General features: G+C 42.6%; 11 protein-coding genes and 1 other annotated feature. Of the genes, 1 reads left to right on the plus strand and 10 read right to left on the minus strand.

All coding sequences use genetic code 11. The features are described from left to right. Nucleotides 1-8: 8 nt before the first annotated feature. The 7 genes from MHI33_RS14985 to MHI33_RS15015 all read right to left on the minus strand — a co-directional run bounded on the left by MHI33_RS14985 (nucleotide 9) and on the right by MHI33_RS15015 (nucleotide 8656). Nucleotides 9-1028 carry a rod shape-determining protein gene (locus MHI33_RS14985; protein WP_003216532.1) on the minus strand — a complete coding sequence of 340 codons (1020 nt, stop codon included), beginning with the start codon at nucleotides 1026-1028 and terminating at the stop codon, nucleotides 9-11. A gap of 90 nt (nucleotides 1029-1118) precedes the next feature. Beyond that, nucleotides 1119-1793: a RadC family protein gene (gene radC / locus MHI33_RS14990; RefSeq protein ID WP_044139998.1), complete on the minus strand. Its 675-nt coding sequence runs from the start codon at nucleotides 1791-1793 to the stop codon at nucleotides 1119-1121. A 48-nt stretch (nucleotides 1794-1841) separates the two neighbouring features. Continuing rightward, a complete protein-coding gene (locus MHI33_RS14995) occupies nucleotides 1842-2411 on the minus strand; it encodes a Maf family protein (protein WP_340912240.1) in 570 nt (189 codons plus the stop codon). 177 nt (nucleotides 2412-2588) lie between these two features. Further along, nucleotides 2589-3608: an SPOR domain-containing protein gene (locus MHI33_RS15000; RefSeq protein WP_106065691.1), complete on the minus strand. Its 1020-nt coding sequence runs from the start codon at nucleotides 3606-3608 to the stop codon at nucleotides 2589-2591. 168 nt (nucleotides 3609-3776) lie between these two features. Beyond that, complete coding sequence (locus tag MHI33_RS15005) at nucleotides 3777-4496, minus strand: prepilin peptidase (RefSeq protein ID WP_044139996.1); 720 nt, start codon at nucleotides 4494-4496, stop codon at nucleotides 3777-3779. 147 nt (nucleotides 4497-4643) lie between these two features. Further along, complete coding sequence (locus MHI33_RS15010) at nucleotides 4644-5948, minus strand: bifunctional folylpolyglutamate synthase/dihydrofolate synthase (RefSeq protein WP_340912242.1); 1305 nt, start codon at nucleotides 5946-5948, stop codon at nucleotides 4644-4646. A gap of 65 nt (nucleotides 5949-6013) precedes the next feature. Beyond that, nucleotides 6014-8656, minus strand: coding sequence for a valine--tRNA ligase (locus MHI33_RS15015; RefSeq protein WP_044139994.1), 2643 nt, complete (start codon nucleotides 8654-8656; stop codon nucleotides 6014-6016). A gap of 59 nt (nucleotides 8657-8715) precedes the next feature. Continuing rightward, nucleotides 8716-8945 (minus strand) — a binding site (T-box leader). A 168-nt stretch (nucleotides 8946-9113) separates the two neighbouring features. Here MHI33_RS15015 and MHI33_RS15020 point away from each other — a divergent pair. Next, nucleotides 9114-9302, plus strand: a complete 189-nt coding sequence (locus MHI33_RS15020; RefSeq protein WP_003216497.1) for a hypothetical protein — start codon at nucleotides 9114-9116, stop codon at nucleotides 9300-9302. 46 nt (nucleotides 9303-9348) lie between these two features. Here the strand turns inward: MHI33_RS15020 and ysxE are convergent, their stop codons facing one another. From ysxE to hemL, 3 genes are all read right to left on the minus strand, one after another. Then, the gene (ysxE, locus tag MHI33_RS15025; RefSeq protein ID WP_044139993.1) at nucleotides 9349-10380 is read right to left on the minus strand and encodes a spore coat protein YsxE; all 1032 of its coding nucleotides are present in this window, start codon (nucleotides 10378-10380) and stop codon (nucleotides 9349-9351) included. A 37-nt stretch (nucleotides 10381-10417) separates the two neighbouring features. Next, the gene (locus MHI33_RS15030) at nucleotides 10418-11683 is read right to left on the minus strand and encodes a LysM peptidoglycan-binding domain-containing protein (protein ID WP_044139992.1); all 1266 of its coding nucleotides are present in this window, start codon (nucleotides 11681-11683) and stop codon (nucleotides 10418-10420) included. Nucleotides 11684-11816: 133 nt separating this feature from the next. Beyond that, nucleotides 11817-13109, minus strand: a complete 1293-nt coding sequence (hemL, locus tag MHI33_RS15035; protein WP_106066909.1) for a glutamate-1-semialdehyde 2,1-aminomutase — start codon at nucleotides 13107-13109, stop codon at nucleotides 11817-11819. Nucleotides 13110-13114 lie beyond the last annotated feature (5 nt).

Genomic DNA, 13114 nt, shown 5'->3' on the forward strand with positions numbered 1-13114 from the left:
ACGCCCGATTATCGATTATCTTTTGATTTTCCTTTGAACAAATGAATATGCTCTAGTGCTTTTCCTGTTCCGATTGCCACACAGTCAAGCGGGTCTTCTGCAATAATGACTGGCATCTTCGTTTCATCACTAATGACTTTGTCAAGATTACGAAGCAATGCACCGCCGCCAGTTAAGACGATTCCACGGTCCATAATATCTGCTGCCAGCTCAGGCGGAGTTTTTTCAAGTGTCATTTTCACCGCATCAACAATTGTTTCCACTGTATCGCGAAGCGCTTTTGCAATCTCATCTGCTGTAATCGAGATTGTTTTTGGCAGACCAGTTAAAAGATCACGGCCCCGAATATCCATTTCATCATGTACATCAGGCTGCGCAGAACCGATTTCCATTTTGATAGCTTCTGACGTACGATCACCGATCATCAGGTTATACGTTTTACGGATGTAGCTGCTAATCGCATCATCCATTTCATCTCCTGCCACGCGGATTGATTGTGATGTCACAATACCGCCAAGAGAAATAATGGCTACCTCTGTTGTACCGCCGCCAATGTCAACAACCATACTTCCTGTTGGCTCCCATACAGGCAGGTTAGCACCGATCGCCGCAGCAAATGGCTCTTCAATCGGGTATGCGTCACGTGCACCAGCTTGTCTTGTTGCATCAATAACTGCACGCTCTTCTACAGCTGTAATACCAGATGGTACACATACCATCACGTAAGGTTTACGAGCAAAAAGCCCTTTGCCTTTTAATGCTTGATTAATGTAATATTTCATCATTGTTGCTGTCGTCTCGTAATCTGCAATGACTCCGTCTTTCATTGGGCGAAGTGCCACAATATTACCAGGTGTACGGCCAATCATGTTTCTCGCGTCATTTCCAACCGCCACTATAGACTTCGTATCAGTTTCCAAAGCTACGACCGAAGGTTCTCTTACAACAATGCCTTTCCCTTTAATAAAAACAAGCGTATTCGCTGTTCCAAGATCTATTCCAAGGTCTTTTGTACCAATTCCAAACATATGTATGTATCTTCCTTTCTTAAACCAAAATTCCCTTTAGGGAAAAACTCATAAACTCTATTATATCGTAAAACATTGAAAAAAAAAGTGTTACAAATACCCTTTTTCCTTCAAACTCACAAATTTTTGATCACCTATGACCAGATGATCAAGCAGCTGTATTCCAATCAGCTTTCCACATTCAAAAAGTCGTTGTGTAACTTCAATATCTTCCCTGCTGGGCGTCGGATCTCCAGATGGATGGTTGTGCACACATATAAATGAAGCGGCCGAACGTTTAAAGGCCTCTTTGAAAATTTCACGCGGGTGAACGATGGATGAGTTCAGACTTCCAATAAACACAGTATGTTTATGAAGAACTTGATTTTTAGTATTCAGATATAAACAAACAAAATTCTCCTGTTGTAAAAACCTCATATCTTCCATCACAAAATTCGCTCCGTCTTCTGGTGTGCGGATCACATAGCGGTTATCCGTCGTTTGATGGTGTAATCTAGTGCCGAGTTCTAAAGCAGCTAAAAGAGAAATCGCCTTCGCCTTTCCAACTCCTCGAATCTTCGACATTTCTTCAATTGAGGCTTCTTTTACAGAGCGAAGCCCGCCAAATGTTTGCAGAAGTCTTGCAGAAATTTGGAGAACTGATTCTTTTTTTGTGCCTGTTCTTAGAAGGATCGCAACAAGTTCATGATTTGACAAACTGCTGGGCCCGTATTTGATAAATCGTTCTCTCGGTTTTTCATCATGAGGGAGATGCTTTAGCAGCATAGGGAAATCGTTCAGGGTGACCACTCCTTTTAGAATTCCTTCCTGTCTTCAAAAAGGGGTGATTCCAAAGGTTTCAAGCACTCTGACTGTTTTCGCAATAGGTAGACCGACAACGGAAAAATAATCACCATCTATTTTTTGAACAAACAGTGCGCCTTTCCCTTGAATGCCATAGCTTCCCGCTTTATCAAGGGGTTCACCCGTATCAATATAGCGGTCTATTTCATTTTGAGTCAGCGTCCAAAATGTCACTTCTGTCTGTTCATAAAATGTTTCTTTTCTATTCTCTGACTGAACCGTGACACCCGTCAAGACTTGATGTGTCTTTCCTGATAATAATTGAAGCATAAAAGCCGCTTCTTTCTTATCTTTTGGTTTCCCAAGATATTTGCCGTCAATTGCAACAATTGTATCTGCACCAATGACCACAGCTTTGGGATTTAATCTTTGAATATCATTTGCTTTTTGTTCTGCCAACCATTGGACGTTCTCAGCAGGGGAAAGGTTTCGATTTATTTCTTCTTTTAAATGACTTGCTTGAATGTCATAAGAAAACCCTGCTAGATCAAGCAATTCTTTTCTTCTAGGTGATTGCGATGCGAGAATCAATTGGTTCATGTTTGTTCATCCTTTCAGGGTTTAGCCTAAGAAGTAAGATACCCATTCATCCTAGCAAATGTACATCTTACCGACAATTTACGAAAATTCATTTTTCATGTACCTTCATCATTATGTTGGATGCAAAAGAAAAAAACTAGTCATTTTTTGACTAGTTTCGTTTCTTAAAAAATGATTTTACGTATTTAATTGATCAAGCAATGCTTGCTGAGATTTCCAGCCGTTTTCAGCGGTTGGATCATTTAATAGCTGCACAGCTTTCAGCAAACTGCTTTTAGCCGGTGCATCCTCTGTTTTGGCACTTTCAAGCTCAGAAATTAGCTGCGTGACTTCCTTTTGATCCACTTCATCGCCTGCAATTACTTTGGATGATAATACAGATGCCTTTTCTATTAAACTAGTCAGCTCATCCGGTACTTGAAATGAGAGCTCCTTTCCTCCCCACGCCTCAAAGTGCTGATCAATCAATTTCTTCCCTACAGCGCTTGTCATCCCCTGCTCTGTCGCAAGCCCGGCAATGACATAATATCCATCATCCATGGAAATCTTTTTCCCTGCATACCCTGCATCTTTTAAACTGCCAACTAAGTCATCTGCTCCTTTTTCAGAAGAGAATTTCCCAGCCTGTACAACAAAGGTTGATAAACTGCCAGAGGCACTTTTTTCATCTTTGTTCTCTTTTGATTCATCTGTAGTACCTGCATTCGGCGCATCCCCGCCAGCTTTCATCGATGATTGATTTTCAGAACCAGATGCCGAGACACTGATATCTCCACCTGAAGGATTTGGTGTACCATCTTGACTTAAACTAAGCGCAAACACCCCAAGGCCTGTCCCAAGAACGACCGCAAACACAATCGTTGTCATCACTCTCTTGAAGGGACCGCGATTTTTACCGAACTTCTGATCAAAGGAGCTTTTTTTCTTTTGATAAGGTGTGACGACTTTTGGATCAGAATGATAAATATGATCAGCAGCATCATCCCACTGGAAATCTTCTTCTTTCGGTTTAGACGAATCTTCCTGAGAAGCCGCTGTCTCCTGTTCCGAATGTCTCTTTTCCTCCCAATTCGAAAACGTCACTTGATCCTCTTGCTGTTTTGGAGGCTGATGATCATCTTCATGCACCATTTCTTCCTTGCCATTAATATTGACCTTTAGCCCTTGTTTTTTTGCCTGCCTCTTTTTCACTGTCATTCCCCGCTTTCTGACATGTTTGTAAGAAAGACCTTTCTGTCCAATGAATCAGCGCGAATTTAACCCGTCCTTCTTTCTGTTTCACACTTTACCATAGCAGTAAAAAAAAAGAACAAGACTTTTGTCGGCAGGGCAAAAAAGTGTTCGCCAATTTTTTCACCCCTTCGACTAGCCAAATAAAAACAAGACAGGAGCACCACAAAGATACATCAAAAAAGAAATAGTGATCGAAGGAACAAAAGGGAATGGCTCGTTTACTCGAAAGGAAAAGACCCTTGCATAAACCATTCCAGCGATACATGAGAGAAAAAGCATGAGAAGGAACGGCTTGAAGCCAAAGCAAAACGCAAGCACACTGAATAGCTTCATATCAGCTCCGCCCATACTATTCGGCTTAAAATAATCTAAACTAGAAAACAAAAGAATGCTAAAAATCAGAGAAGCCGCCCCTTCCCACCAAATAAGAAGCGGTTCCAGCGTGCGGTATATGACGAAAAGAGGGAAAAAGAAGAGAAACAGCTCGTTCGGAACCCTCATATAGAGAAGATCACTCACGACAGCAATCACGAATAAACTACAAAGAATCACAAGAAAAAGACCTTCAAACGAAAAACCAGCGATCCTATAAATGAACAAAAAAAGACCGCCTGTCAGCAGCTCAACCATTGGATATAGCTTAGGCAGCTGAATGCCGCAATGTTTACAAGACCCCTTCCATACAGCATAAGAAACGAGCGGAACCATCTCGTGCAGGGATAGCGGCTGTTTACAGGCTGTGCAGTGAGATCGAGGGAAGATAATAGATCGCTTCACTGGCAGTCTTTCGCCAACGAGATGAAAGAACGACCCCATCGTGATGCCTGCAAGAAACAGAAAAATCTCAATCATATGTGGTGCTCCTTCCGGTAATAAGATAGATTGGATTTTACCATGACCCTACCCACTAAAGCATCTAGTGAAAATATGATTTTCCCCCTATTCTACATATAAAAAGAAAAAGACGCAGGAGGCATCAAAGCCATTTGCGTCTTTTCGTTACCCGAACATACGATTTCGTATATCTGAAATAAAATAAAGAGAGCCTGTCACTATAATCACCGCTGAAGGATCATCACTCTTTTTCTGAATCCATTCAATCACTGCACGAGGGTCATCATCATACGATTTTGCCTCTAACTGACTGCACGCATAAAGCTTTTCCGCTGATTCAGCTCTTGGAAAATCAAATGAAACAAAATGGATAGAGGAACTAACTGTTTCAAGCTTTTGAATCATTTGCTTGTACGGCTTATCTTTTAAAGCACTAAAACAGACATGTACTTGTTTACTAGAAAAATGGGCTTGCACGGTTTCAATTAAACGGTCGATTCCTTCTTCATTATGAGCGCCGTCTATATACACTGGTGGATGATCTTTGACTTTTTCAAATCGCCCAGCCCAAACAGCATGCCGAATACCTTCATATACCTGCTCTTCTGTCACGCTAATATAGCCTTCTTGCTCCAGCCATTCAATGAGTAGAACAGCAAGGGAAGCATTTTGCTGTTGATGCGTTCCGATTAACCCTGTTTCAAGCTGCGGATACTGCCTTTTTGATGTGCTTAGCGTAAATCGTTCTCCTGTTTCTGTTGGCTGCTGATGACTGAAGGTACAAGTATCCTGTAATGAAATGCATTCCGCCTTCGTTTCTTTTGCGATGTTTTGAATGACCGCAAGTGCTTCCGGTTGATGAACTGCGGTGATCATCGGAATACCCTCTTTGATAATGCCTGCTTTTTCAGATGCAATTTGTTCAAGTGTGTCACCTAGAATCGCCATATGATCATGACCAACCGACGTAATCGCTGTTAAGATAGGTACGGCAACATTTGTTGAATCAAGTCTTCCACCAAGTCCTGTCTCTAATAGGACAAAGTCTACTTGCTGCACATCGGCAAAATAAGCAAATGCACATGCGGTAATGATTTCAAACTCTGTTGCTGCGCCAAGCTCTGTTTGATCTAACTCATCAACAAAAGGCTTGATTTTATTCACCAAACTCAGCCATTCTTCATCCTGTATAGGTGCTCCGTTCACGCTGATTCGTTCATTGAACGTTAAAATAAACGGGGAGGTGAAGGTGCCGACTGAATAGCCTGCTACCTGTAAAACGGAACGAGTAAACGCAATCGTTGAACCTTTTCCATTTGTACCTGCAACATGTAACGCTTTTATGCGTTGTTCCGGATGGCTTAGTTTGTTCATCAGCCACTTCATTCTTTCAAGACCCGGTTTTACACCAAAGGCCAGTCTACTGTGAATCCACTCAATGGCTTCATGATAGGTTGTAAACAATGTCATCTCTCATTTCATCCGAAATTTTCAAAAAAGACGACTCCATTTTGTTAGGAGCCGTCTTTTCAACCTTATGCTTTCAGCTCTTCAATACGCTTTTGAACAGCTTCGCGTTTTGCGACATAGTCACGTTCTTTCGCACGCTCTTCTTCTACGACACTTTCAGGCGCTTTTTTCATAAAGCCTTCGTTGCCAAGCTTTTTCTGGACGCGCTCTACTTCTTTTGTCAGCTTATCAAGTTCTTTTTGCAGACGAGCGATTTCCTCATCTAAGTTGATTAAGCCTTCAAGCGGCAGAATGAGCTCTGCTCCAGAAATAACAGCCGTCATCGCTTTATCACTAGCTGGAACATCTGTACCAATTTCAAGTACACTTGGGTTCGTAAAGCGTTCAATATATGAACGGTTTTTCTCTAAGCGTTCCTGCACATCAGATGTAGAAGCTTTAATGTAAAGCTCCACCTGTTTGCTCATTGGCGTATTCACTTCACTGCGGATGTTACGAACAGAGCGGATGAGTTCCACAAGCAGTTTCATATCAGCAGACGCTTGTTCGTTTGAAAGCTCCGGTTTCACCTCAGGCCAAGACGCTACAGTAATCGATTCACCTTCGTGCGGAAGATGCTGCCAGATTTCTTCTGTTAAGAATGGCATGAACGGATGAAGAAGTCTCATCGTCTGATCTAATACGTACGCAAGGATCGAACGAGTCGTTTTCTTCGCTGCTTCATCTTCTCCATAAAGCGGAAGCTTCGCCATCTCAATGTACCAATCACAGAAATCATCCCAAATGAAGTTGTATAAATGTCTGCCCACTTCACCAAATTCATACTTGTCAGCTAGCTGTGTGACACTTTCAATCGTTTCATTTAAGCGAGTTAAAATCCATTGGTCAGCAACTGATTTTTCTCCAGTTAAATCAAGCTCATCATACGTTAAGCCATCCATGTTCATTAAAGCAAAACGTGATGCGTTCCAAATTTTGTTCGCAAAGTTCCAAGTGGATTCAACCTTTTCAAAGCTAAAGCGAAGATCCTGACCTGGTGAGCTTCCAGTTGCTAAGAAATATCTTAATGAATCTGCACCGTACTTGTCGATGACCTCCATTGGATCAATTCCGTTACCTAGCGACTTACTCATTTTCCGTCCTTGCTCGTCACGGATCAGCCCATGAATCAGAACATCTTTAAACGGTTTTTCTCCTGTGAATTCAAGACCTTGGAAGATCATGCGAGAGACCCAGAAGAAAATGATGTCATAGCCTGTAACAAGCAGGTTTGTTGGATAGTAGCGTTTGAAGTCTTCACTATCTGCATCCGGCCAGCCCATTGTAGAGAAAGGCCAAAGCGCTGAACTAAACCATGTATCAAGCACATCGTTATCCTGTTCCCAGTTCTCTAAATCTTCTGGTGCTTCCAGTCCAACATATACTTCTTTCGTTTCTTTATGATACCAAGCTGGTATGCGGTGTCCCCACCATAACTGACGAGAAATACACCAGTCACGGATATTTTCCATCCAGTGTAAATACGTCTTTTCAAAGCGGTCTGGAACAAATTGAACTTGGTCGTCCCCATTTTGAAGGTTGATGGCTTCGTCTGCCAGCGGCTGCATTTTTACAAACCATTGAGTAGATAAATAAGGTTCAACGACAGCTCCGCTTCGCTCACTATGACCAACTGAATGCATATGGTCCTCAATTTTGAACAAAATACCCTCTTCTTGCAAATCTTTAACAAGCTGTTTACGGCATTCAAAGCGGTCCATTCCTTTGTATTGCAGTGCATTTACATTCATTGTGCCATCTTCATTCATGACAAGAATACGCTCTAGATCATGGCGATTTCCAAGCTCAAAGTCATTCGGGTCATGAGCAGGTGTAATTTTCACAGCTCCTGAGCCAAATTCCATATCGACATAGTCATCAGCAACGATTGGAATCTCGCGTCCTGTAATTGGCAAGACCACTGTTTTTCCAATCAAATGCTGATAACGTTCGTCATCAGGATGCACGGCAACGGCTGTATCTCCGAGCATTGTTTCAGGTCTTGTCGTCGCAATTTCAATTGAACCCGTGCCATCTGAAAGTGGGTATCTTAAGTGATAAAACGCGCCTTGAACATCTTTATAAATGACTTCAATATCAGAAAGTGCCGTTTTCGTCGCTGGATCCCAGTTAATGATGTACTCTCCACGATAGATAAGCCCTTTTTCATACAATTGAACAAACACTTGGCGTACCGCTTTATTCAGACCTTCATCTAATGTAAAACGTTCACGTGAGTAATCAAGACCAAGTCCCATTTTCGCCCACTGACTGCGAATAAAGTCCGCATATTCTTCTTTCCATTTCCACGTTTCTTCCACAAATTTCTCCCGGCCAAGGTCATAACGGCTTACGCCTTCTTCGCGAAGCTTTGCCTCAACCTTTGCTTGGGTCGCAATACCGGCATGATCCATTCCTGGAAGCCATAGAACGTCATAGCCCTGCATCCGCTTCATACGTGTCACGATGTCTTGAAGTGTAGAATCCCACGCATGCCCAAGGTGCAGTTTTCCTGTCACGTTTGGTGGAGGAATGACGACTGTATATGGATCTTTCGTTTTGTCATTTTGTGCTTCAAAGAATTTTCCTTCAAGCCAGTACGTATAGCGGTCTTTTTCAATCGCATTTGGGTCGTACTTTGTTGGCATTTCTTGATTATTTGTTTCCATTTATGTAACCTCCACATTTTTTCGGCTGATGAAACATAAAAAAAGCCTTTTCATCCTTATAAAAGGACGAAAAAGCTTTTTCGCGGTACCACCTTTTTTCATGGAACACATAGACGTGTCCCATACACTCTAAAGGATAACGGGGTTCTCCCGAATTTCTCTACTTGTTCATTCAAGAAATTAAGCTCACAGGCGACCTTCCAAACAAGTACATCCTAGGAAACCTTTCAGCTCATGGTCTCCCTCTCTTTAGGGTCTTGCTTGTACTCTTCCTGATCCACGCTTACGATATATCACGTTCATCAGCACATACTCATCTTTTATTTATATTACTAAATGCCTTTTGTTTTCGTCAATCATCTTTTCCGCTTTTCTTCTTCTTTATACAAATTGGGCAAGCACCCTTTGCCTTTTTGCCCATATGATAATAACAAAATAAAGAAGGAGGGCGTTTGCTTTGAAAAAGATCAATCCTTACACACTTCCCCCCTGGCTGAGACAAATTCGGGCAGTGGCCTCCCAAGTCGTTCTCCCGATTGCAATATTTCAAGGGTTTCGTACGATCATTTTTCCCACAACATTTGACGTCCTCATCCTAGGTATTCTCATTTTTCTCGCCTGCGCCTTTCACCTTGATTGGTTTTAAACACTCGCGCTTATGTACCGGCCAATATGAACACAAAATAACCTCGTCATTCCGTTGATGACGAGGCACTCTGTTCTTCTTCAAGCCGTCTAGCCTGCTCAATCTCGTGAATTTTCATGACGGTCGGCTCTGAATTTTTCATCTGCCAATACGCTCTTAACAGCTGTTGGCAGCTTTCCATCTCATCCTGCCCGCCTGCTTCATAGGTTTTAACTGTATCAAACAGACCTTGCGGATAAGCAAGGTAACTAAGAAACAAATGAAGCTCTTCCTCCCGAAGAGGATTTCCTTTTTGGTACGTATAAAACAAGGAAGTGCATTCAGGACAAGATGTGGGATAGGTTTTGAATGTCCGAAAGTAAAAGGTCAGAAGGTCATAAATCGGGGCGGCTTTTTTAGACCGCTCAAAATTGGTGAAATGTCCTGTACCCACATCATTATACAAAAAGTGATGAATCGACAGCTGCCCATGATTTAACACAACACGTGTTGTTTCTTTATCTTTCATTTCTTCATGCCAGTCTTCTAGTCGTTCAAGGGCAAATTCGCTGGCAGACATCGCCTCTGAAAAATACATCGCAGCAGCCAGTTCAAATGGCGACATATACCAAGTTTGCTCTGCCCGCTCTATGAATCGTTCATACATGTCTTTCTCTGTTTCCCATTTGGTCTTGATTTGTGTGTAGTGCGCTTCGATCTCTTGCTCTGTGATATCCATCATCACTTCAGTCCGCTTATGAAGTCTTGCAATTTCTTGAAATAAATATTCATGTTTATCGTCCTGCTCTTCTCTCTTTTCATTCGTCAGCCAAGGCATGAGATAGTATGCGTACTGGCTTTCACGATGACTTGAGAAAAAAGAACCGCTCTTCGTCCGATAAATCGGCACAAAAGAGCGATAGCCCTTTGATTCTAGTTCAAGCATTTGCTCTGTAAACTGCATATGCCTGTTAGCTTTTACTCGCTTTAAGGCAAATACGCCCTGCTTTGTATACACTTTGACGACAGCAGGACTGACAGGTTCAACGTATTCCGCCTCAAGCCCGTATTCGTATAGGACAGATTGGATCTCATCCACGTTCACTCACCACATTTTCTCGATCGGTCATCTCTTGTTAGGCATTGCTTTTTTGATATTCAGGAATATAAAGAAGCTGCCCTTCTTCAAGCTCCGCATCCATCGATAATGAGTTTGTGCGAAGGAGCTGCTGCACATTCAACTGATATCGCTCACAAATACGATCGACCGTATCTTCTTGTTGAACTATACATATTTTCATGCGAGAAAAATCTTCCTCCTCCTGCTTAGCAAACAGCTTTGTTAAATAAAGAGAGTTTTCACTGCCAGACGTTTCTCTCACGTCTTCTTCAAACTCCTCTTCTTCTTGAGCTGACTCATATACTTTTGGTGCTTCTCGTTCATATAACCGTCCGAGCTGGTACGTATCATCCTGCGCCTCTTCCTCTTCCACGTGATAAGCGGGTGATTCAAATACTGGATACGGCTGAACCGTTTCTTCCAGCTCTTCAGCTGCTTCGGGATCTTTTCTCACTTCCAACTCAAAGAATGTATCCTCCCGTTTCTCTTCTTCTAAGAGCTTAGGCGGTTCAAAAAATGGTGGTTCTTGCACCTGAGCATCAGGTAAGGAGCGATAACCAAGCGCCACTTCTTCTTGGCTCTCCGTTTCCTCCCGTTCTTCCGATTCTTCCAGTTCTTCGGTTTCTTCTTCCCTACTCACCAGCTCTATCTCAATTTCTTCTTCCTGCTTTTCTTCTTCGGCGCGTGTGTCATGCTGTAATACAGCCTGATCCTCATCAATCTCACGTTCATAGTTTTGTAGCTCTTCTTGCTCTTCATCTTCTGGCTGCAGCTGATAATCGTAGGTCACGTCGCCATATTCTTCTTCAGAACGATGAACAAATTCATACGGCTCCTCTACAGGCGCTTGAGGCGTTTCCTCGTCTAAAAGACCCTCAATCGCTAGATCAGCTTGAATGGTCAGCAAACGATTTTCTGTCAGCTGGTAATCAAACGCATCAATAAACACAAACACATCATTTAAATGACTGATTTTGTTTTTAGGAATCGTGATATCGACTGGGAATTGATGCAGAAGCTCCGCCGTCCCGTCTTCTCTGACCTTCACCTCATCAGCTTCTCTGTATGATGCATAGGAACTCAATTCACCCAATAGCTCCTCTTGATTTATGTTGTATTCTCCTGTTAGCTCGAGTGAACCTCTAATCGAAACATAATCATTCACTTCTTGAACGAGAATGTCAGGATCGAGAGAAATAGACAGCAGCTCACTGACTTCCTGTCCGCTTTTGAAATAGATTGATTCTTCTACTGAAAACTGTAATCGATTGTTTTGAGACAAGTCGGTGTCCTCCTTTCATCTAATCCTTCAAAATAAAATTAGATGTCAATACAGATGTATGTGAGAGGCAGTGAAAATATGATTGGTTTTCAGCAACACAAAAAAGCCGATATGTCTCCATATCAGCTTTCGTTTATCGACGTAGTTTTTGAAATACTTTTTCCACTGTCTCAATCGTATATTCGATGTCTTCATCTGTGTGAGCAGTTGACAGGAATAGTCCTTCGAATTGAGAAGGCGGAAGGAAGATGCCGTGGTCGGCCATTTCCTTGTAAAATTCAGCAAATAAAGCGAGATCAGCTGTTTTGGCTTTGTCATAATTGACCACTTCTTCATTTGTAAAGAAGAATCCAATCATCGAACCCGCACGGTTAAACGTTAATGGAATTCCTTGTGTTTTCGCCGCGTTTGAAATGCCTTCTTCCAGCCGGTCTCCTTTTCGTCTAAACTCTTCATAAGACTCAGGTGTCAGCTGTTTTAAGGTTTCTAAGCCTGCTGTCATCGCAAGTGGGTTACCAGATAACGTTCCTGCTTGATAAATTGGACCGCTTGGCGCAATTTGTCTCATAATATCCGCTCTTCCGCCATAAGCGCCAACCGGGAGGCCGCCACCAATCACTTTACCAAGACACGTCAAATCAGGTGTGATGCCAAAATAGCCTTGCGCGCAGTGATAGTCCACACGGAAGCCGGTCATGACCTCATCAAAAATGAGTAAAGCTCCGTATTGCTCTGTGATGTCTCTCAGCCCTTGTAAGAAACCGTCTTGCGGAGGGACAACCCCCATATTTCCTGCAACCGGCTCGACAATGACACCTGCAATATCGTCTCCAAATTCCTGAAATGCAACTTGAATGCTTTCTAAATCATTGTAAGGCACTGTGATCGTATTGCTTGCAGTCCCTTCAGGTACACCTGGGCTATCTGGAAGCCCAAGCGTTGCGACGCCTGAACCTGCTTTAATGAGCAAGGAATCGCCGTGTCCATGATAGCAGCCTTCAAATTTCACAATTTTATTTCTGCCTGTAAAGCCTCGAGCTAGACGAAGTGCACTCATAGTTGCCTCTGTACCAGAGCTGACCATACGAATGACTTCGATAGAAGGAACCCGCTCTGATACAAGCTTAGCTAATTCATTTTCAACTAATGTGGAAGCACCAAAGCTTGTCCCCTTTTCTGCCACTCGCTGAATGCTTTCAACCACACGGTCATTCGTATGCCCTAAAATAAGTGGTCCCCATGATAAGACATAATCGATGTATTCATTTCCATCAATATCATAGATTTTGGCGCCTTTGCCTCGCTCCATAAAAATCGGGTCTGTGTTCACTGATTTAAATGCACGCACAGGGCTGTTGACACCGCCAGGCATTAAATGCTGCGCTTCTTCAAATGCTTGCTTTGATTTTTCATAGCTACGTCCCATTTCAA

This window comes from Bacillus sp. FSL K6-2971 (assembly GCF_038006405.1).
Classification (GTDB): Bacteria; Bacillota; Bacilli; order Bacillales; family Bacillaceae; genus Bacillus; species Bacillus pumilus.